This window comes from Pseudomonas sp. Choline-02u-1 (genome assembly GCF_002836515.1).
Lineage (GTDB): Bacteria > Pseudomonadota > Gammaproteobacteria > Pseudomonadales > Pseudomonadaceae > Aquipseudomonas.
Genome location: NZ_PJBC01000011.1, coordinates 104,204 through 123,899 on the forward strand (window position 1 = coordinate 104,204; position 19,696 = coordinate 123,899).

Below are 19,696 nucleotides of genomic sequence, written 5' to 3' on the forward strand. Positions count from 1 at the left end.
TGCGCGCATGGGCGTGACCCTGCGTGACTTGATCAGCGGTATCCGCGACGGCGTCACCCAGATCGCCAGTGCCGCCGAAGAACTCTCGGCGGTGACCGAGCAGACCAGCGCCGGCGTTAACAGTCAGAAAGTCGAGACCGATCAGGTCGCCACTGCCATGCACGAAATGACTGCCACCGTGCAGGAAGTTGCGCGCAATGCCGAAGAAGCATCGCAAGCCGCCGCTGCGGCGGACGGCGAAGCCCGTGAAGGCGACAAGGTTGTAAACGAAGCCATCGCGCAGATCGAACGTCTGGCCAGCGAAGTGGTGCGTTCGACCGAAGCGATGAGCGTGTTGCAACAGGAAAGCGACAAGATCGGCAGCGTTATGGACGTGATCAAGGCTGTCGCCGAACAGACCAACCTGCTCGCGCTCAACGCCGCGATCGAAGCAGCGCGTGCCGGTGAAGCCGGGCGTGGGTTCGCCGTGGTTGCAGATGAAGTGCGCGGTTTGGCTCAACGCACGCAGAAATCCACCGAGGAAATCGAAGGTCTGGTCGCCGGTCTGCAGAACGGCACCCAGCAGGTTTCTGCAGTGATGAACAACAGCCGCGCGCTGACCGACAGCAGTGTCGCCCTGACGCGCAAGGCCGGCGCCTCGCTGGAAAACATCACCCGCACGGTGTCGAACATCCAGTCGATGAACCAGCAGATCGCCGCCGCCGCCGAACAGCAAAGCGCCGTGGCCGAAGAGATCAGCCGCAGCATCATCAACGTGCGCGACGTGTCCGAGCAGACCGCCGCAGCGAGTGATGAGACGGCCGCGTCGAGTGTTGAACTGGCGCGTCTGGGTGGTCAGTTGCAGCAAATGGTCAGCCACTTCCGCGTTTGATTTCGTCTTGCGCTGAGACTTGCCCGCAATTGCGGTGGGTCAATCAAAACCACTTTGGCTGACCCACCGCCTTCGCGAGCAAGCCCGCTCCCACAATGGATCTGTGTGCCCCGCTGGATTTCGATCCCGCCGCAAATCCCTGTGGGAGCGGGCTTGCTCGCGAAGGCGGCGGGTCAAAAAAATCGTCGCCGACTGATGCTCGCGAAAGCGGCGGGTCAAAAAAATCATTGCTGACTGACACTCCGCCTTCGCGGGCAAGCCCGCTCCCACAATGGATCTGTGTGCCACGCTGGATCTCGATCCCGCCGCAAATCCCTGTGGGAGCGGGCTTGCTCGCGAAGGCGGCGGGTCAAAAAAATCGTCGCTGACTGACACTCAGCATTCGCAGGCAAGCCCGCTCCCACAACTGATTTGTGCGCCACGCTGGATCTCGATCCCGCCGCAAAATCCCCGTGGGAGCGGGCTTGCTCGCGAAAGCGGCGGGTCAAAAAAATCATTGCTGACTGACACTCCGCCTTCGCGGGCAAGCCCGCTCCCACAATGGATCTGTGTGCCACGCTGGATTTCGATCCCGCCGCAAAATCCCTGTGGGAGCGGGCTTGCTCGCGAAAGCGGCGGGTCAAAAAAATCGTCGCCGACTGATGCTCAGCATTCGCGGGCAAGCCCGCTCCCACACTGGTTTTTTGTCGCGGCCCGGATTCTGAGCACACCACCAAACGCTCCCCACAGGAATCTGTGGTGTCAGCACTATTCGGGATACCCGGTGATTTTGCGGATGCTTTGGTACAGCGGTTTGAGCTGGCGATACATCCGCAGATACACCTCTGTGTACAACCGCTCATAAACCTTCTGAGCTTCAGGCTGCGGTGTAAACACCGCTCCAACCCGGGTCATCGCCGCCATGGCCGATGGGTAATCCCTGTGTAATCCCAACCCCACCGCGCAACAGATCGCCGCCCCCAACCCGGACGCTTCATACACATGCGGGCGCTCTGCAGGCAGGCCGAAGATGTTGGCGGTCAGTTGCATGGCGGCGTCGCTTTGTGAGCCGCCGCCGGCGACGCGCAGGCGTTTGATCGAGACCTTTGAGCGGCGCTCGATCTTTTCCATGCCCTGGCGCAGCGCGTAGGCCAGGCCTTCGAGAATCGCCCGGTAGATGTGCGCGCGGGTGTGCACGTCGCCGAAGCCGATCATTGCGCCTTTGGCTTCCACGCCCGGTTCGCGAATGCCCGGTGACCAGTAGGGTTGCAGCATCAATCCCATCGAGCCGGGTGGCACCGCCTCGACCAGTGCGTCGAACAGTTGCTCCGGCTCGATCCCCTGCGCTTTTGCCTGCTGCATTTCGCGCAGGCCGAACTCGTTCTTGAACCAGCTGACCATCCAGTAGCCGCGATAGATCATCACCTCGCAGTTGTACTGATCGGGCACGGCCGAGGGGTACGGTGGGATCAGCGGGACGATTTCCAGGTAGCGTGAGCGGGTGCTGGTGATGGTCGCGGTGGTGCCGTAGGACAGGCACACGGTGCTCGCATCGACCACGCCGGCGCCGATCACTTCGCAAGCCTTGTCGGCGCCTGCGGCAATCAACGGCAGGCCTTCGGGAATGCCCGTGTGGCGGGCGGCCTCAGTCGTGATGTAGCCGAGGGTTTCGCCGGGTTTGTGCAGGGTCGGCAACTGCTCGGGGCACACCGCCAGTGCCTGCCATTTCCAGTCACGCGGGGCCGCCCATTTCAGCCGTTTGAAGTCAAAGGGCAGATAGCCGACGCAACAGCCGACCGAGTCGACGAAACGCCCGCACAGGCGATGAGTAAGAAAGCCCGAGAGCAGTAGAACTTTGTCGGTCGCCGCCCACACGTCAGGTTGATGCCGGGCGATCCAGTTGGCCTCGGCCTGGGCGCGAAAATAATCCACCGTCGCCCGGGCACCGACCAATTTGAACAGCCAGCCCCACGGTCCCTTGATGCCGCCCTTAACTTGAGTCTGGCGTTGATCGAGCCAGACAATTGCCGGGCGCAGCGGTTTGCCCTCAGCATCAACATTGATCATCGTGCCACGCTGGGTGGTCAGGGACACGCCGGCAATCTGCGTGCGGTCGATGCCGGTCTGCTGCCAGAGTTGCTGACAGGCCTCGCCGAGTTTCGCCCAGTAATATTCCGGATCCTGCTCGGCCCAACCGGGTTGCGTCGAGTAGTACGCCTGCAGACCGACTTTGCCTTTGCCGAGCAAGTTGCCCTGCAGATCGAAGAGCAATGCACGCACGCTCTGGGTACCGTTGTCGATCGCCAATAGGTATTTCATGACGTGATCTGCGGCAAGCCGTGATCGCGCAGCCACAACGACCGATAACGCTGAGTTTCCGCATGCCAGCGCTCATCGTCCCAGGCCAATCGCGGCTGGCACAGCGTGCGAATCGCAGGCAAATAATCCTCGCCACCGCGCGGCAGCAACAGGCCCAAACGGGTGCGGCGCAGCAGCAGATCATCCAGGTGCAGAATCATTTCCGCCTCGCAGGCGAACGCCAGTTCGGCCCACAACGTATCGGTGGCGCCAACCGTTTCCGGACCGAGTTCGCCGAGCAATTTCGCCAGCCTCGGCAGGTCTCGACCGTGACGCCCGGCCAAGCGTCGCCATTGACTGGCGCTCAGTCCTGGAATTGGCAGCGGCGGCACAGCGGCGAACACCGGCGCGCCGTCATCGACAAAAGAGCGCCCGAGCATCACCGCACACGCCTTGAGCACTTCGATCGCTTGCGGGCGAAATGTGGTCAGTTTGCCGCCGGCCAACGTCACGCAACCCGGCTCCTGCCACAACACATGTTCACGGGTTTCGTTGGACGGTTCGCCCTGCTGCGCACCCGTCGCGCTGCCGACCACCGGACGCACGCCTGACCAGGTCGACAGCACATCGTCGACACCAATTTCGGCGCCGGGAAATTGCTGCTGGCACGCGGCGAGCAGATAGTCGAGTTCGGCGCTGGAAATGCGCGCGCTGTGGTCGAGGTCTTCGCGGTGATCGAGGTCCGTGGTGCCGACCACCGTCGCGCCTTCCCACGGAAACACGAACACCGGACGCCGGTCGCGCGCATGCAGAAAGGTGAACGCCTGCGCCACCGGCAACCGCCAGCCCGGCAGTAACAAATGACTGCCACGCAACGGTCGCAATTGCTTCGCTGCTTCAGCCGGACGCAAGCGCTCAGCCCACGCGCCCGTAGCTACGGCCAACACAGCGGAGCGCAATTGCAGCGTCGTGCCGCCCTCGCCATCTTCGACCTGAACCCCACACACCCGCCCGCCTTCACGCAGCAATTGCTTGACCCGCACGCCATTAATGACCACGGCGCCGTCGGCCCGCGCCTCGTGCAGTACGCGCATGACCAGTCGCGCATCATCGGTCAGCGCGTCGACAAAACAGCTGCCGCCAAGCAGGCCGTTTTCCTTCACCCCCGGCGCGAGAAAACGCAGTTGCTGCGCGTCATGAAAACCATGATTGCGCCGCCCCGCCAGCGCGTCATAAACCGAGAGCAAGCCGCCCATGACGCGCGGCCCGGGAAAGCCGCCGCGATAGTGCGGCATCATGAAACTCATCGGCTCGACCAGCCCCGGCGCTTCGTCGAGCAAGCGCTGGCGCTCGCGCACCGAATCGCGGGTCAGGCGCCACTGGCCCTTGGCGATGTACCGCAAACCGCCGTGGACCATTTTCGATGATCGGCTGGAGGTGCCCCAGGCAAAATCGCGCTGCTCCAACAGCAGACAGCGCCAGCCCCGGCGCGCGGCTTCGCGGACAATTCCGGCGCCGCTGATGCCGCCGCCGATGACGATCAAGTCCCAGGTTTCATCTGCCAGCGTCGGCAGAATCTGTTCACGCCATTGCGCGTTCCAGTGCGCGGTCATGGCCGCGACTCTGGCAATAACGTGCCGGGATTGAGACGCCCCTGCGGGTCGAAATGTTCGCTCAGCGCCTGCAACGTCTGCATCGCCAGCAGGCCTTTTTCGCGCAGCAGATACGGCGCGTGATCCTTGCCGACACCGTGCTGATGACTGATGGTGCCGTGGTTGTCGACGATGGTCTGGCTGGCCGCGTGCTTGAGCACCCGCCAGCGCGCCAGCGTCGCGGCGTAGTCCGCTGCCGGGCGAAACACGTAAGTGGTGTAAATGCTCGAGCCTTCGCCGTAAACGTGCGAGAGGTGAGTGAAGACATGCACGCGTTCGCCCTCGGCCGCCAGGGCGTCGCGCAGGCTGTTTTCGATCAGGCTGAGCAAGTGGTCGACGTTGCTCCAGTCGGTGGCGGTTTCGAGGGTGTCGACCACGTAACCGGCGTTCCACAGATTTTCGCGCAGGTAGGGAAAGCGGAAGCGGTTTTGCGCCCACTTCTTGCCCAGCAGGGTGCCGGTGAACACGCCGCCGAAGGCTTTCAGATGTTGGCGCGCGTGTTTCAGCGACAGTGCGTTTTGCTGGCGATTGCCGGTGACGCCGAAGGTCAGCAGGCATTTGCCGTCGCTGGCGCCGCGCCACTTGAGGTACTTTTCCAGCCAGGCGATCTGCTGCGGATGGCCGGCCAGCGCCAGTTGTGTTTCGGTTTCCACCGCGTTCGACAGGCGCAGCATCGACAGCGGCACGCGCGCCTGCGCCAGTTGCCGGATCGCTTGCAACGCCTGCGGCCAGTCTGGCAGGAACACACCGTAGAAACGCTCGTCCGCCGGCAACGCACTGACCCGCACTTTGACCTCGGAAATGATCCCGAAACGGCCCTCGCAACCGAGCACCATTTCACGCAGATCGGGACCTGCCGCCGACGCGGGAAAGGTTGGAATCTGCAAAGGCCCGGCGAACGTTTCCAGGGTGCCGCCCGCGAACAATTGCTCGATCCGCCCGTAGCGCAACGACTGCTGGCCGCTGGAACGACTGGCCACCCAACCGCCCAGGGTCGACAGCTCCCACGACTGCGGAAAATGCCCCAGCGTGTAGCCGCGCGCGCGCAACTGGCTTTCCACTTGCGGCCCGCTGGCGCCGGGGCCGAACGTCGCCAGCAGGCTCTGTTCGTCGAGGTCGGTCAGGCGATTCATCCGCGCCAGCGACACCGTCAGCACCGGCCGCGCTGACGTCGGCGGATTGATGTGCCCGGCCACCGACGTGCCGCCGCCATAGGGAATCAGGCATAAATCCTGATCATGGGCGAGCGCCAGCAATTGGCGGATCTGCTCAGCGGTCTCGGGAAACGCCACGGCATCGGGATACGTGCCCAGCACGCCTTCGCGCAGCGCCAGCCAGTCCGGCAGACTCTGGCCGCGCGCGTGCAGCAGGCGGTCGTGAGTGTCGACGCTGTATAAACGGTGCGGCACCAGCCGCGAGGTCGGCACTTGCGCCAACGCCGCTGCCAGGGTCGCATCGGGCAATGCCCGGCCAGCGCCCAAGCGTTCATGGAGAAATGTCGCGCCCTGGGCCGGCAGTTCGACCACCGTGCCTGCCTCTCCCCAGCCGTTCCAGCGTCGCATGCGGGTGTCCTTTTTCTGCCGTCGGATCAAGCTTGCATACTAGTCAGCGCTGTGGATCTGTCACGGTCGCATCCGGCCAGATCCTGTAGCGAATGGCGCCAAACGTCCGGGCATTTACTTTCGCCGGGCAATCCACTTACCTTGCGGCATTCATTCACTCACGCGCCGTCGATCAAAGGACCGCGACCATGCCATCGCTCGGCTTCACTTCTGTTCCGCCGTTGCTCAAATACCTGCGCCATGCCGAACAGTTGGGCATGGCCATCGAGCCTGCGTTGGCGGCGGCCGGGTTGCAGGCGCAGCAGTTGAGCGACAACACGTTGCGCCTGCCGGGTGAGGTCCACGAGCGCTTGCTGGATTATTTCTGCGAGCACTCCGGCGATGGGTTGTTCGGCCTGCATGCGGCGAATTTCGTCCTGCCCAATTCGTGGAGCGTGCTCGGTTACATCACCATGAATTGCGCGACGCTAGGCGATGCGATGAGCCGGATCATGCCGTTCGAAAAACTCGTCGGCGACATGGGCGTCAGCCGCGCCGAGGTGCAGGACGAGCACGTGCATCTGATCTGGACCTGCCGTTTCCAGCGGCCACGGATTCGTCGGCATCTGGTGGAAAACGTGCTCGGTTCGTGGCTGCACTATGCGCGCTGGATCGCCGACACGCAGCTGTCGCCGGCCTGCGTATGGCTGGAGCATGCGCGGCCGGATGAGGTGACGCAGGCCGAGTACGAGGCGTTTTTCGGTTGCCCGGTGCGGTTCGATCAGGCGTATTCGGCGCTGGTGGTGCCGCTGGTTTATTTGCAGTTGCCGCTGCGCCAGGCCGATGCGCAATTGCTGCGAACCCTGGAAGAACATGCGATGGGTCTGCTGGCGACGCTGGAGAACGTGTCGCTGGCGCAGCAGGTGAAAAACATCCTGCGCGGTTTGCTCAAGGAGGGCCTGCCGCGCAAGGAGCAAGTGGCCGAACAGCTCAGCGTTTCGGTGCGCACGTTGCAGCGACAGTTACAGCAGGCCGGGACGTCGTATCAGCAGATTCTTGATGAGTTGCGTCAGGAACTGGCGGAGCACTATTTGCTCAACAGCACGTTGCCGATTCAGGACATTGCGCAATATCTGGGCTTCACCGAACCGCGCTCGTTTCATCGCACGTTCAAGAGCTGGCGCGGTATGCCGCCGGGGGAGTTTCGGTTGCGCAATCGGCGGTGAATGTGCCGGCCCCTTCGCGAGCAAGCCCGCTCCCACAGTAGTTCTCGGTTGCCTGCTCTTTCGAATTCATCGCAGATCCCCTTGTGGGAGCGGGCTTGCTAGCGAAGGCGTCATTCGCCACACCGATTAAACACGTTTTGGCACAACTGTTTAAAGCCACCAGACATTCAGCGAAACCACCCACAAATCCTTGCGCCGCTGCCTACGCCTGCGCCAGAATCCGCCGGCTTGTGCGCCCCAGACCTCATCGCTACTGTGATTGCGTCACTGCCCATCAGTGATCGGGTTTAGTAGCCCGGAGTATTTGGGGTGCATCGTTCATCAGACAGTCAGGTCTCGCCTGAGCTTTATGGTGGCTGTGCGCAGGGCGCTCTCGGGCGCGCCGGTTTCCCAGATCCCCGGTCTACTAACCTGCGCACAGCTGCCTCCACTTTCTTTAGTAGGGAAGCGGTGGCCAGCCAAACTGAGGATCTGGATATGTTCAAAGTAACCCCAAACCCGCCAACCACCGACCCGGCATCGCCCTACGAATCCCCCGATTCAAAGAAATTCCACGAAGCCGCCGATCGCGCGCTCGACCATTACCTCGGCACGTCTGGCGCTGAATTCATGGCCCCACCCTACAAACCCAACACGCTGTACATGGCCAATCCCGAGGCCGACAACGAATCGCTGTTGGCCGACGCCTGCGAAACCCTGGGCTCAGCGACGGTAATGCTCAACGATCAGGCGGGGCTGGTGAACGGCTCGCAACGCAAGACGTTGCAGGGTATTGCGCAGATTGTGATGGTCGCGGAGATGGCAGTGAATCGGGTGCTGGATCGGTTGGTGCCGACGGAATGAGGTGAGCGCCCGCAAGTATTACTGATGCCTGCGGGCAATCCCAAGAGGTCAGGTCGCGCCGGGCGTTCAAGTCAAAGACTGATCGCATTGGTAAACACCAACCGATTGCCAAACGGATCAGCAACGGTCATGTCTTGGCTGCCCCACGGCATCGCCTGAATCTGCGGATGGGAAAAGGTGTAGTTCTTGGCGATCAATTGCTGTTGAAACGCCTCCAGCTCATCGGTCTCGATACGCAGCGCCGAACCGGGGCACGCATCGCCGTGATGCTCGGACAGATGCAGCACACATTCGCCCCGCGACACTTGCAGATACAGCGGAAAATTGGCTTCGAAGCGATGCTGCCAGTCGATCTTGAAGCCGAGAAAATCGACGTAGAACTCGACAGCCTTGGCCTCATCGAAGATCCGCAGAATCGGGGTGGTTTTGCCGAAGCTCATGGGGTGCTCCCTGACTGATTGGCCCCACAGTGTAGCCGGGGAGGATGTCAACAAATCGGCTTGTTGATGGCTTTCTTTAATCTCATAGTGCCATCACTTTATAAAATCAAAAGATCGCAGCCTTCGGCAGCTCCTACAGGAGAGTCTCGATCAATGAAATCCTTTGCGCAAATCACCTTCGCGTGCCAGAAACCGCCCCGCGCGGCTCCCATTCGCCTGCCCGTCGCGATAACTCAAAACGCCGTTGACCCAAACCCCGTCAATCCCCTGCGCCGCCCGCTGCGGATCGTTGAAATCGGCGACGTCACGCACGGTCGCCGGATCAAACAACACCAGATCCGCCCAATGTCCTTCACGAATCTCGCCTCTTTCCTGCAAGCCAAAACGCGCCGCCGACAGGCCGGTCATCTTGTGCACGGCGGTGTGCAGGGGAAACAGGCCGACGTCGCGACTGAAATGGCCGAGCACCCGTGGGAAAGCGCCCCACAGGCGCGGATGCGGGAACGGGTCTTCGGGCAGTCCGTCAGAGCCGACCATCGACAGCGGATGGGCGAGGATTCTTCTGACATCGGCCTCGTCCATGCCGTAGTACACCGCGCCGGCCGGTTGCAGACGCTTCGCGGTTTCTTCCAGCGACAGTTTCCATTGGCCAGCGATGTCGATCAGGTCGCGCCCGCTGACTTCCGGGTGCGGCGTCGACCAGGTAATGGTGATGCGATGGGCGTCGGTGACTTGCTTCAAATCCAGCGTCGAGGAACTCGCCGCGTACGGGTAGCAATCGCAGCCGACCGGATGGGTTTTCGCTGCTTCCTCCAATGCTGCGAGCAATTGCGGACTGCGCCCCCAGTTACCGACGCCGGCGCATTTGAGGTGGGAAATGATCACCGGCGATTGCGCGTGGAGGCCGATCTGAAATGCTTCGTCCATTGCCTCCAGCACCGGGGCGAATTCGCTGCGCAAATGGGTGGTGTACACCGCGCCGAACGCCGTCAGCTCTTCGGTCAGTTGCTTGACCTCATCGGTGGACGCGTTGAAGGCGCTGGCATAGGCCAGGCCTGTGGATAAACCCAACGCGCCAGCCTCCAGGCTGTCGCGCAACTGTTCGCGCATGGCAGTGATTTCGTCGGAGGTCGCGGTGCGGAACAAATCGTCGAGGTGATTGCTGCGCAGCGCCGTATGGCCGACCAGTGCGGCGACGTTCAACGTGGGGTTGGCCACTTCGACGGCCGCGCGGTAGTCGCGGAAACGCGGGTAAACGAACGCCGCTGCGCTGCCGAGCAGGTTCATCGGATCGGGTGGATTGCCCTTCAAAGTGACCGGCGAAGCGCTGATGCCGCAGTTGCCGACAATCACCGTGGTCACGCCCTGGCTGAGCTTGGGCAGCATCTCGGGTTGGCGGATGACCACGGTGTCGTCGTGGGTGTGCACGTCGATGAACCCCGGCGCCAGCACGCGGCCGGCGGCGTCGATTTCTTCCGTGGCGCGGGCATCGTGCAGGTCGCCGATGCGCTCGATGCGGCCATTGAGAATCGCCACGTCTGCGCGATAGCCGGGCGTGTTGCTGCCGTCGATGACCAGAGCATTGCGGATCAGGGTGTCGTACTGCATGTCAGTCTCCCAGCGGCAGGTGATCGTCGCCGCCTCGGTATTCGTCGAGGGCGAGTTTGATTCGCCGCAAACGTTCTTGATTGTCTTCGGGGCTGGCCAGCGCCAGCTCGGTGGCGAGCACGTCGATGGCCAGCAGCATGCCGTAGCGCGCCGCGGTCGGTTTGTAGATGAACGAGGTTTCCGCGCCTTGCAGCGGCAGAACAACGTCGGCCAGCTCGGCCAGCGGCGAATCGCCGCGAGTGATGGCGAGGATGCGCGCGCCGTAGTTGCGCGCCAGTTCGACGGTTTCCAAAAGCTCCGGGGTGATGCCGGTCAGCGAGCAAACGATCAGCACTTGCTCGGCGTTGAGGCTGGCGGCGGTGACGCGCATCATCACCGCGTCATGACACACCGCAATCGGGTAGCCGAGGCGCACCAGGCGCACCTGCAATTCATCGCTGCACAGGGTCGAGCAACCGCCCATGCCGAACGCGTGAATCATCCGCGCCTGGCTGAGCAATTTCACTGCGTCGGCGAAGCGCGATTCATCGAAACCGGCCAGATGCTGGCGCAGCGTGGTTTCGATGTCGCCGACGATCTGCCCGTAGAACGCCGACTGCTCAGGCGTGCCCGCCGGATCGAGAAAACGGCTGCCAACGCCGCTGGCCTGAGCCAGTTGCAGGCGCAGATCGCGCAAGTCACGGCAGCCAACCGTGCGGGCAAAGCGCGACAGCGTGGCGGTGCTGACCTCGGCCCCTTGCGCGAGGTCTTCGAGGCTGGCGCTGGCGGCAAAGCCGACATCGTCGAGCATCAACCGCGCGATGCGCCCCTCGCCGGCGCTGAAGGAATCCTGGCGGGCGCGGATCTGGTAGAGGATGTCCATGGGCGGCAGGCTCCGGTTACAACAAATAAGAAAGGCCGACGGTCAGCGCGAAAGCCACCAGCGAGATCAATGTCTCGAGCACGGTCCAGGTCTTGAACGTCTGCGCAACGGTCATGTTGAAGTATTCCTTGATCAACCAGAAGCCGCCGTCGTTGACGTGGGAAAAGATAACCGAGCCGGCGCCGGTCGCCAGCACCAAAAGCTCAGGATGTGGATAACCCAGACCGATGGCCACCGGCGCGACAACGCCGGACGCGGTGGTCATCGCCACCGTCGCCGAACCGGTGGCGACACGCATCAGCGCGGCGAACAACCAGCCCATGATCAGTGGCGACAAATGAAATTCATGGGCAAGGCCGACGATCTGATCGGTGACGCCGGCATCCACCAGAATCCGGTTCAAGCCGCCACCAGCACCGACCAGCAAGGTGATGCTGGCGGTGGGCGCGAGGCATTCGTTGGTGAACTTGAGGATCGATTCGCGGTTGAAACCTTGGGCAATCCCTAGCGTCCAGAAGCTCAGCAAAGTCGCCAGCAACAGCGCGATCACCGAATTGCCGATGAACAGCAGGAACTGGTTGAAAGCGCTGCCGGGAGTGGAAATCAGGTTGGCCCAGCCGCCGATCAACATCAGCACCACCGGCAGCAGAATGGTCGCCATCGTAATGCCGAAACCCGGCAATTTGTCGCGCGGTTCACGGTCGAGAAATTGCTTTTCCAGCGGGTTGTCCGCCGGCAATTGAATGCGCGGCACGATGAACTTGGCGTACAGCGGCCCGGCGATGATTGCGGTCGGAATGCCGATCGCGATGGCGTACAGCAAGGTCTGCCCGACCGACGCCTGATAGGCCTGCACCGCGAGCATCGCCGCCGGGTGCGGCGGCACCAGCGCATGCACCACCGAGAGGCCCGCAACCATCGGCAGACCGACCATCAGAATCGACACGCCAACCCGACGGGCCACGGTGAACGCGATCGGCACCAGCAAGACGAAACCGACTTCGAAAAACAGCGGCAAGCCGACCAGAAACGCAATGCAGACCATCGCCCAATGCGCGTTCTTCTCGCCGAACCTTTCGATCAGCGTGCGCGCCATCTGCTCGGCGCCGCCAGACTCGGCCATCATCTTGCCGAGCATCGTCCCCAGCGCCACCACCAGCGCAATATGCCCCAGCGTCTTGCCGACCCCGGCCTCATACGCACCGACCACCGCCGATGGTGGCATTCCGGCAATCAGCGCCAGGCCGAGAGAAATCAGGGTGATGACAATGAACGGATTGAGCCGGTAACGGGCGATCAACACGATCAGCGCGATGATGGCCACGGCGGCGTAGACCAGCAGCCAATAGCCGAAGGAAGGCGTCATGCGGTACTCCTCGAAAGGGTCACGTTCGAATGGGTTGTGAAACTCATAAATCATTTCGAGACAGAGATTTCAAACCGCATGAAAGTAGTTTTCGTGGACAGGCAAGGCGTGTCGCTGGTGGGTATGTGTTGTCGTGATTAATGAAAATCGGCGGGCGGGATTTTCATGGTTTTTCTCATCACCACAAGCCCTGTGGGAGTGAGCTTGCCGTTATCACATCCGACATCTTCACCGCCTGACACACCGTCTTCGCGAGCAAGCCCGCTCCCACAGTTTCGATCGCATTCGTCCAGACAACATGCTGTCGACTTCTGGGAGTGGGCTTGCTCACGAAGGCGTCATCGCATCCAACATCCTCACTGGCTGACCCACCGCCTTCGCGAGCAAGCCCGCTCCCAAAGTTTTGATCGCATTCGTCCAGACAACATGCTGTCGACTTCTGGGAGTGGGCTTGCTCACGAAGGCGTCATCGCATCCAACATCCTCACTGGCTGACCCACCGCATTAGCGAGCAAGCCCGTTCCCACAGTTTTGATCGCATTCCTTCAGACGGAATGCTGTCGACTTGTGGGAGCGGGCTTGCTCGCGAATGGCCTAACTCGGTGGTACTGAATTCACACCATTTCGTTACGAATCCATTCAACCACCGACGTGCGCTTCGGCGTCCAGCCCAGCAGGTCGCGGGCGTGTTTGCCGCGGACGCGACTGTTGGAGCCGAGGCCGTAGTTGGCCATTTCATAGCCCCACTCGGCTTCGGCGTCCTGCAGTGGCCAGTCTTGCGGTTCGCCCAGATTGAGGGCTTCGGCCATGGCGGTAGTCATGTCGATGAACGAGGCTTCACCGCTTTCCACAAAGTAGAAAGTGCCCGGCAGATTCCTGGTCAGCGCCAGCCGATACAGGGCGACGACGTCTTCGATGTGCACGTTGGACCAGATGTTCTGGCCGCTGCCGACGTGGCGTACGACGGCGCTTTTGCGCGCCTGTTTCAGCAGTCGCGGCAGTTGCACGCTGTCACGTTTCACGCCGAGGCTGTGTCCGTAGATCAGGGTGTTGCAGATCACCGCCGAGTTCACGCCATCCTTCGCCGCAGCGAGCACAAAATTGTCGATGGCCACACGCGCCGCTTTGTCGACAGTCGGTTCCGGGAGGTTGTCTTCGTAGTAAATGACATCGCTGGATTTGCCGCCGGAGGCATCGCCGACGATGCTCGATCCGCTGGTATGCAGAAAGACTTTATTGGAGCCGCGCAAAGCGTCGAGCAAGGCTTCAACTGCACCGCGATGATCACTGCTGGCAGCGTTGATCACGGCATCGGCGGCACGCGCCTGCTCCGTGAGCAAGTGGCTATCATCGAGGGTACCGATTACCGCGTTCATACCCAGTGCTTTGAGCTCATCAGCCTGCTCGGCACTACGCACCAGGCCGGTGACTGTATGCCCGGCCTGAACCAGACCGGTGGCGATGGAACCGCCAATAAAACCGGCAGCGCCGGTGACGAATACGTTCATGGATTAACTCCCTGCGTGAATAAGTGATGCAGCGAGTATCGACCGCTCAACCTCGGCGAAAAACCCGCCACAGGCCAATTCACTCTTGCGCAGGGATCACGAATCAGCCCTTGAATTCGGCGCTGGCGTAGGCGGCGAGTTTGCTCTGGATAAAGTCGAGGAAGCACTGGATGCGCAACGCCAGTTGCGAGTTGCGGTAGTACACGGCGTTGATCGGCTGGCGGTAGCCGCTGTTGAATTCACCCAGCAGGACTTTCAGGCGTCCGGCGCGGATGTCTTCGATGGTCATGAAGTGCGACAGACAGGCGATGCCCTGCCCTTCCAGCGCCAAATGGCGCACGGTCTCGCCGCTGGAAGCGCTGATCGCCGGGGTGATCGGCCAGCGGTCGCCGTGCACATAGCGCAGCGGCCATTGGTTGAGGCCTTCGTTGTGGGTGAAGCCGAGCAGCGTGTGTTCACTCAGGTCAGCGACCTGCCGGGGCGCGCCGTGCTTTTTCAGGTAAGCAGGGCTGGCGACGATCAATAACGGACTGCAACCGAGCGAACGTGCGTGCAGCGTCGAATCGGCGAGGGTGCCGATGCGAATGGCGACGTCGGTGCTTTGTTCCAGCAGGTCAATGATCAGGTCATTGCTGTTGAGTTCGAGATGAATGTCCGGATACAACTGCCGGAACTCGTCGATGTAGGGAACGATGGCGTGGAGCATGAACGGCGAGGCGGCGTTTATGCGCAGCCGTCCGGACGGGGTTTGCTGGCGCGAGGACAGGCGTTCTTCGAGTTGATCCATCTGGTCGAGAATCAGCTTGGCCTGTTCGAAGAAGTACTTGCCCTCCTCGGTCAGATCCATGCGCCGCGTGGTGCGGTTGATCAGGGTGGTGTCGAGCTTGGCTTCCAGCTTCGATAACGTGCGGCTGACGGCCGACGGCGTCTGCCCGACCTGTTCGGCAGCGGCGGAAATCGAACCGCACTCGATCACGCAGACGAAAATCTGCAACTCATCGGATCTGGCTTTCACGGATACCCTCTTTGAAATCGCCAAGATCGCAGCCAGTCGCCATCCCCCCTGCAGGAGCTGCCGCAGGCTGCGATCTTTTGCTGTTACCCGGATAGTAGCCCGAAACCCATCAATCCTTGAGGCCCAATACCTCAGTCAGATGCTGCTCATAACGCACCACATCATTTTCGATATTCGGACGCTTCATCACGTCAACGCAAAGGAAGGTTGGCAACGCGGTCATGCCGAGGAATTCGTTGGCCTTGTGGAACGGGAAATACACTGCATCCACGCCCTTGGCTTCGAAGAAATCCGTCGGATCATCGAAGGCTTGCTGGGGTGCGTTCCAGGTCAGTGACAGCATGTATTGCTTGCCCTGAATCAGACCGCCACTGCCGTACTTCTGCGAGGCATCGGAGCGGGTCCGACCGTCGCTGGCGTAGAGGCTGCCGTGGCCCTCGGTGAAGACTTCGTCGATGTATTTTTTCACCGTCCACGGCGCGCCCATCCACCAGCCCGGCATCTGGTAAATGATCACGTCGGCCCAGAGGAATTTCGCCACTTCTTCGGCCACGTCGTAGCCCTCATCAATGAAGGTGGTCTTGACGTCGAGACCGCCGCGATCGAGCACGCTCAGCGCGGTTTCGTGCAGGGTGGTGTTGTAGCGGCCATCGGAGTGGGCGAATTTTTTACCGCCATTGAGCAGCAGGACTTTTTTCATCGAAAAACCTCGGCGCAGCCTTTGAGGCTGGATTGAAACAGGAATTGGAATGACGGCAGATTAACCATCGAGCTCGCGCGGAAACAGCCACATCGGCGCAAAATACATTTGAGCAAAACGCACGAATCGATCACCAATTGTTGCCGTAGCATCGCCGCTTTCTGCTTTTGAGGAAGTTGTGATGAGTGAACGCCAGGGTTTCATCCTGCACGCCAAGACCCGCCCGGAAAAAGCCGCTGAATTCGAAGCGCTGTTCCGTGCTTACGTCGAGCCGAGCCGCGCCGAACCGGGCTGCATCGAGTACCACATGCTGCGCGACCAGCAGGATCCGACACTGTTTATCTTCTACGAGATCTGGGCCAGCCAGGCGCATCTGGATGAGCACTCGGCATTGCCGCACATGACGGAGTTCTTCGCCAAACGCATGGAATATCTGCAGCAAGATTTCGATATCCGCCCGATCGACATGCTCAGCGAATCGTCGGCTAGCCGCTGATCAGCAAATGGGCGCCGAGCGCGCCCAGTCCGACGAAGAACACACGCTTGAACAGCACGGCACTGATGCGCTGGCGCAGCCATTGGCCAAGCCACATGCCGAGCATGGCCGGGATCAGCGCCAGCAGCGAGGCGCTCAATTCGCCACCGCCGAGTGCGCCGTGCCAGAGCAGCCCAAGCGCCAGCGCCAGGGTCGAAACCGTGAAGGACAGGCCGAGCGCCTGCACCAGCTCATCGCGGCTCAGCCCCAGTGCTTGCAGGTACGGCACCGCCGGAATCACGAAGACGCCGGTGGCGGAGGTGATGACGCCCGTAATCAGGCCGGACAGCGGGCCAAGCCACGATTCATGCTCGGGTTTGACCTGTAGCGTGGGCAGGAACAATCCGCTCAACGCATACAGCAACAGCGCCGCGCCGAGTCCGCGCACCACCCAGTGCCCGCCGGACAGACCGATCCAGAGGATGCCGAGTCCGGTGCCGAGGAAAATCATCAGCAACATGGGCCAGAGGCGTTTCATCAAGCTTTTCAGATGGCCGCCGAAGGTCAGTTGCCAGAGATTGGTCAGGGTAGCGGGGATGATCAACAATGCAGCTGCCTGCGCCGGCGCCATAGCCAGACCAAGCAGGCCCATGGCGACAGTGGGCAGGCCGAGGCCGATGACGCCTTTGACCATGCCGGCGAGCAGGAAAGTAGCGATGACCAATAGAGACAGGGTCAGGCCGAGGTTTTGGTAAAAGTTGGTGAGTGTGTGCATGGGGATAATGTGCACTGATCCGGGCTGGATGAAAATCTGCCATATACTGAGCCTGCCTCTGTCAGGACAGGAGGCTGAACTTTGCATTGATGCGTCTGACCTCATCGCGGCAAGCCACCACAATCCACAGGCAAACCCCATGCACTTCGACCTCACCGACCTGCGCCTCTACCTGCACATCCTCGACACCGGCAATATCACCGCAGGCGCCGCCCGCAGTCACTTGTCCCTCGCTGCCGCCAGCGCCCGAATCCGCGCGATGGAAGCCTCGCTGGGCGCCGAGTTTCTCGAACGCGGCCGCCGTGGCGTCACCCCGACGCCCGCCGGCAAAGCCCTCGCCCGCCATGCGCGCATCCTTCTGCAACAGGCCGAACGCATGCAGCAGGATCTGGCCGATTATGCGCAAGGCGTCAAAGGCCAGGTGCGGCTGTTGTGCAACACCACGGCGATCACCGAGTACCTGCCGGAAGTGCTCGCGGACTTTCTGCGCAACCATCCCAATCTGGACATTGATCTGCAGGAATTACCCAGCGCGCGAATTACCCATGCCTTGCGTGAAGGCGCAGCGGATCTGGGCATCGTCTCCGACGCGGTCGACACAAACGGCTTACAGACTCAGGCGTTTCGCGACGATCCGCTGGTGTTGATTCTTCCGCTCGATCACCCGCTGTCTGATGCCGCCGAGGTCAGCTTCAGCGACGCGTTGCAGCATGACTTTGTCGGACTGAGCGCCGACAGCGCATTGGCGATTTATCTGGAAGAACAGGCGCTGCACAGCGGCGCACGGATGCAGGTGCGCATACGCGCCGATGGCTTTGATGGCGCGATGCGCATGGTCGCCCGAGGCGCCGGACTGGCCATCGTGCCCTTGGCCGCTGTCGAACGCGCGAGGGGCGATCGGTTCGAGTGCGTGACTCTCAACGAGCCATGGGCGCGCCGCAGGTTATTGCTCTGCACAAGAGACTTCGCGGCACTGCCGGGTTATGCCCAGGCGTTGTTACAAGCGCTCATCAATGCGCGCGTTTCTGAGCACTCCGATGTCGACCCCAGACAACTGAACGGCGACCGGGCGCTATAGGGTGCAACTTCGATTTTCAAGTCCACTTGACCGGAGTTCCCATGACCGCGACCGCCCCAATCACCGTTCTGCGCGACACTCACCCGCTGCCGGTACTCGACGCCTGCAAGTGGGAAAAACTCGAAGGCGACCCGCACACCGTCAACCTCAATGCGTACACCAGCGAAGACGGCAGCAAGATCATGGGCACCTGGATCTGTACGCCGGGCAAGTGGCGCGTCGATTATGTGAAGTGGGAATACTGCCATTTCCAGGAAGGCTACTGCGTGATCACCCCGGACGGCATGGCGCCGATCCACCTGCGCGCCGGCGATATCTTCGTGGTTGAGCCGGGTATGAAGGGCACGTGGGAAGTGGTCGAGACCGTGCGCAAGTATTTCGTGTTCGCCTGATGCAAAAAAGCCGGGGAATCACCCGACGTGATTTCCCGGCAAATGATATTCATACCACCACGATCCCAATGTGGGAGCGAGTTTGCTCGCCAAAGCGGACTGTCAGTCAATCATCTATTGATACAGACGCCGTCTTCGCGAGCAGGCTCGCTCACACAGGTTTTTCACCAAGGCCTTCTACTGTGGTTTGCGATAGCTGTTGATGATCGCCGAGAAGTCTTTACCGCCATCACCACGCTGACTCATCGCCTGATACAACTGCTGCGCCACCGCGCCGAGCACAACCGGTTGGTGCGCCTGCCGCGCCGCTTCTGTGGCCAGACCGAGATCCTTGAGCATCAACTCCGCCCCGAAGCCACCGGTATATCCGCGCGAGGCCGGCGCCGTCTCGACGATGCCCGGCCACGGGTTGTACATTTCCGAACTCCAGCAACGGCCGGTCGAGCTGTTGATGATCCCGGCCAGCACCGAGGTGTCGATGCCCAGCGCATCGCCCAAAGCCATCGCCTCGCTGACGCCGACCATCGAGATCGCCAGCAGCAGGTTGTTGCAGATTTTGGCGATCTGGCCGGTGCCGACTTCACCGCAATGCACGATGTTGCGGCCCATCTGCGCCAGCACCGGTTGCAGGGTCGCGAACAACGCCGGGGTAGCGCCGACCATGAAGGTCAGCGTCCCGGCCGTAGCACCGCCGGTGCCACCTGACACTGGCGCATCAGCCATGGCCACGCCGTGTTTGGCCGCTGCGGCCGCTACGTCGCGCGCGGTCTGCGGATCGATGGTGCTGCAATCCACCGCCGGCACGCCTTGGCGAATGCCGGCGAGCACGCCCTCTTCACCCAGCCAGACACTGCGCACGTGTACAGCCGCCGGGAGCATGGTGATCACCAGTTCGGCATCTTCCGCCGCCTCGCGGGCTGAAGCGCGGATGGTGCCACCCAGTTGCTCGAGTTCCGCCAGCACGGTTTTGTTCAGGTCGACCAGATTCAGCGAGTGGCCGGCCTTGATCAGGTTGCGCGCCATCGGCGCGCCCATGTTGCCCAGCCCGATAAATGCGATTTTCATGA

Annotated in this window: 18 protein-coding genes; 6 read left to right on the forward strand and 12 right to left on the reverse strand. The window is 61.6% G+C overall.

Going from position 1 to position 19,696, the window contains the following annotated elements:
• The first annotated feature begins 166 nt into the window (after positions 1-166).
• Positions 167-871, forward strand: a complete 705-nt coding sequence (locus CXF97_RS28755; protein WP_370593651.1) for a methyl-accepting chemotaxis protein — start codon at positions 167-169, stop codon at positions 869-871.
• 747 nt (positions 872-1,618) lie between these two features.
• On the opposite strand, the gene CXF97_RS09280 is transcribed toward CXF97_RS28755, so the two are convergent.
• The 3 genes from CXF97_RS09280 to CXF97_RS09290 are packed head-to-tail and all read right to left on the reverse strand — an operon-like array spanning position 1,619 to position 6,362.
• Complete coding sequence (locus CXF97_RS09280; protein WP_101158149.1) at positions 1,619-3,169, reverse strand: FGGY-family carbohydrate kinase; 1,551 nt, start codon at positions 3,167-3,169, stop codon at positions 1,619-1,621.
• Positions 3,166-4,761: a glycerol-3-phosphate dehydrogenase/oxidase gene (locus tag CXF97_RS09285; protein ID WP_101158151.1), complete on the reverse strand. Its 1,596-nt coding sequence runs from the start codon at positions 4,759-4,761 to the stop codon at positions 3,166-3,168. Before CXF97_RS09285 ends, CXF97_RS09280 begins: the two co-directional genes overlap by 4 nt.
• Positions 4,758-6,362, reverse strand: a complete 1,605-nt coding sequence (locus tag CXF97_RS09290; RefSeq protein ID WP_101158153.1) for an FAD-binding oxidoreductase — start codon at positions 6,360-6,362, stop codon at positions 4,758-4,760. Before CXF97_RS09290 ends, CXF97_RS09285 begins: the two co-directional genes overlap by 4 nt.
• 188 nt (positions 6,363-6,550) lie before the next feature.
• Between CXF97_RS09290 and CXF97_RS09295 the strand changes: the two genes are divergently transcribed.
• Entirely contained in the window at positions 6,551-7,567 is a 1,017-nt protein-coding gene (locus CXF97_RS09295; protein ID WP_101158155.1) for an AraC family transcriptional regulator, read from the forward strand.
• Positions 7,568-8,044: 477 nt separating this feature from the next.
• Positions 8,045-8,410 (forward strand): DUF6124 family protein, encoded by a 366-nt coding sequence (locus CXF97_RS09300; RefSeq protein ID WP_101158157.1) that lies wholly within the window; start codon positions 8,045-8,047, stop codon positions 8,408-8,410.
• A 71-nt stretch (positions 8,411-8,481) separates the two neighbouring features.
• On the opposite strand, the gene CXF97_RS09305 is transcribed toward CXF97_RS09300, so the two are convergent.
• From CXF97_RS09305 to CXF97_RS09340, 7 genes are all read right to left on the reverse strand, one after another.
• Positions 8,482-8,850 carry a glyoxalase superfamily protein gene (locus tag CXF97_RS09305; RefSeq protein WP_101158159.1) on the reverse strand — a complete coding sequence of 123 codons (369 nt, stop codon included), beginning with the start codon at positions 8,848-8,850 and terminating at the stop codon, positions 8,482-8,484.
• A 150-nt stretch (positions 8,851-9,000) separates the two neighbouring features.
• Entirely contained in the window at positions 9,001-10,458 is a 1,458-nt protein-coding gene (locus CXF97_RS09310; protein ID WP_101158161.1) for an amidohydrolase family protein, read from the reverse strand.
• A 1-nt stretch (position 10,459) separates the two neighbouring features.
• Positions 10,460-11,320 carry a MurR/RpiR family transcriptional regulator gene (locus CXF97_RS09315; protein ID WP_101158163.1) on the reverse strand — a complete coding sequence of 287 codons (861 nt, stop codon included), beginning with the start codon at positions 11,318-11,320 and terminating at the stop codon, positions 10,460-10,462.
• A 16-nt stretch (positions 11,321-11,336) separates the two neighbouring features.
• Positions 11,337-12,686 (reverse strand): GntP family permease, encoded by a 1,350-nt coding sequence (locus tag CXF97_RS09320; protein ID WP_101158165.1) that lies wholly within the window; start codon positions 12,684-12,686, stop codon positions 11,337-11,339.
• A gap of 614 nt (positions 12,687-13,300) precedes the next feature.
• A complete protein-coding gene (locus tag CXF97_RS09330) occupies positions 13,301-14,194 on the reverse strand; it encodes an NAD-dependent epimerase/dehydratase family protein (protein WP_101158169.1) in 894 nt (297 codons plus the stop codon).
• 103 nt (positions 14,195-14,297) lie between these two features.
• A complete protein-coding gene (locus tag CXF97_RS09335; RefSeq protein WP_101158171.1) occupies positions 14,298-15,209 on the reverse strand; it encodes a LysR family transcriptional regulator in 912 nt (303 codons plus the stop codon).
• 109 nt (positions 15,210-15,318) lie between these two features.
• The gene (locus CXF97_RS09340; protein WP_101158173.1) at positions 15,319-15,909 is read right to left on the reverse strand and encodes an NAD(P)H-dependent oxidoreductase; all 591 of its coding nucleotides are present in this window, start codon (positions 15,907-15,909) and stop codon (positions 15,319-15,321) included.
• Between the two features lie 181 nt (positions 15,910-16,090).
• On the opposite strand from CXF97_RS09340, the gene CXF97_RS09345 reads away from it, so the two are divergent.
• A complete protein-coding gene (locus CXF97_RS09345) occupies positions 16,091-16,405 on the forward strand; it encodes a putative quinol monooxygenase (RefSeq protein ID WP_101158175.1) in 315 nt (104 codons plus the stop codon).
• On the opposite strand, the gene CXF97_RS09350 is transcribed toward CXF97_RS09345, so the two are convergent.
• Positions 16,395-17,159 carry a sulfite exporter TauE/SafE family protein gene (locus CXF97_RS09350; protein ID WP_101158177.1) on the reverse strand — a complete coding sequence of 255 codons (765 nt, stop codon included), beginning with the start codon at positions 17,157-17,159 and terminating at the stop codon, positions 16,395-16,397. The two genes, CXF97_RS09345 and CXF97_RS09350, sit on opposite strands and share 11 nt — an antisense overlap.
• A 139-nt stretch (positions 17,160-17,298) precedes the next feature.
• Between CXF97_RS09350 and CXF97_RS09355 the strand changes: the two genes are divergently transcribed.
• Both CXF97_RS09355 and CXF97_RS09360 read left to right on the forward strand, forming a co-directional pair.
• Complete coding sequence (locus CXF97_RS09355; RefSeq protein WP_101158179.1) at positions 17,299-18,237, forward strand: LysR family transcriptional regulator; 939 nt, start codon at positions 17,299-17,301, stop codon at positions 18,235-18,237.
• A gap of 41 nt (positions 18,238-18,278) precedes the next feature.
• On the forward strand, positions 18,279-18,629 hold the full coding sequence (locus CXF97_RS09360; protein ID WP_016770579.1) for a cupin domain-containing protein: 351 nt from the start codon (positions 18,279-18,281) through the stop codon (positions 18,627-18,629).
• A 177-nt stretch (positions 18,630-18,806) separates the two neighbouring features.
• Here the strand turns inward: CXF97_RS09360 and mmsB are convergent, their stop codons facing one another.
• A complete protein-coding gene (mmsB, locus tag CXF97_RS09365; RefSeq protein WP_101158181.1) occupies positions 18,807-19,694 on the reverse strand; it encodes a 3-hydroxyisobutyrate dehydrogenase in 888 nt (295 codons plus the stop codon).
• Between the last annotated feature and the right edge of the window lie 2 nt (positions 19,695-19,696).

What these genes read in the sequence shown, in the direction of transcription:
- CXF97_RS28755 (WP_370593651.1), top strand. Translation starts at nt 167, where the DNA reads ATGACTGCCACCGTGCAGGAAGTTGCGCGCAATGCCGAAGAAGCATCG.
- CXF97_RS09280 (WP_101158149.1), bottom strand. Translation starts at nt 3,169, where the DNA reads ATGAAATACCTATTGGCGATCGACAACGGTACCCAGAGCGTGCGTGCA.
- CXF97_RS09285 (WP_101158151.1), bottom strand. Translation starts at nt 4,761, where the DNA reads ATGACCGCGCACTGGAACGCGCAATGGCGTGAACAGATTCTGCCGACG.
- CXF97_RS09290 (WP_101158153.1), bottom strand. Translation starts at nt 6,362, where the DNA reads ATGCGACGCTGGAACGGCTGGGGAGAGGCAGGCACGGTGGTCGAACTG.
- CXF97_RS09295 (WP_101158155.1), top strand. Translation starts at nt 6,551, where the DNA reads ATGCCATCGCTCGGCTTCACTTCTGTTCCGCCGTTGCTCAAATACCTG.
- CXF97_RS09300 (WP_101158157.1), top strand. Translation starts at nt 8,045, where the DNA reads ATGTTCAAAGTAACCCCAAACCCGCCAACCACCGACCCGGCATCGCCC.
- CXF97_RS09305 (WP_101158159.1), bottom strand. Translation starts at nt 8,850, where the DNA reads ATGAGCTTCGGCAAAACCACCCCGATTCTGCGGATCTTCGATGAGGCC.
- CXF97_RS09310 (WP_101158161.1), bottom strand. Translation starts at nt 10,458, where the DNA reads ATGCAGTACGACACCCTGATCCGCAATGCTCTGGTCATCGACGGCAGC.
- CXF97_RS09315 (WP_101158163.1), bottom strand. Translation starts at nt 11,320, where the DNA reads ATGGACATCCTCTACCAGATCCGCGCCCGCCAGGATTCCTTCAGCGCC.
- CXF97_RS09320 (WP_101158165.1), bottom strand. Translation starts at nt 12,686, where the DNA reads ATGACGCCTTCCTTCGGCTATTGGCTGCTGGTCTACGCCGCCGTGGCC.
- CXF97_RS09330 (WP_101158169.1), bottom strand. Translation starts at nt 14,194, where the DNA reads ATGAACGTATTCGTCACCGGCGCTGCCGGTTTTATTGGCGGTTCCATC.
- CXF97_RS09340 (WP_101158173.1), bottom strand. Translation starts at nt 15,909, where the DNA reads ATGAAAAAAGTCCTGCTGCTCAATGGCGGTAAAAAATTCGCCCACTCC.
- CXF97_RS09345 (WP_101158175.1), top strand. Translation starts at nt 16,091, where the DNA reads ATGAGTGAACGCCAGGGTTTCATCCTGCACGCCAAGACCCGCCCGGAA.
- CXF97_RS09350 (WP_101158177.1), bottom strand. Translation starts at nt 17,159, where the DNA reads ATGCACACACTCACCAACTTTTACCAAAACCTCGGCCTGACCCTGTCT.
- CXF97_RS09355 (WP_101158179.1), top strand. Translation starts at nt 17,299, where the DNA reads ATGCACTTCGACCTCACCGACCTGCGCCTCTACCTGCACATCCTCGAC.
- CXF97_RS09360 (WP_016770579.1), top strand. Translation starts at nt 18,279, where the DNA reads ATGACCGCGACCGCCCCAATCACCGTTCTGCGCGACACTCACCCGCTG.
- mmsB (WP_101158181.1), bottom strand. Translation starts at nt 19,694, where the DNA reads ATGAAAATCGCATTTATCGGGCTGGGCAACATGGGCGCGCCGATGGCG.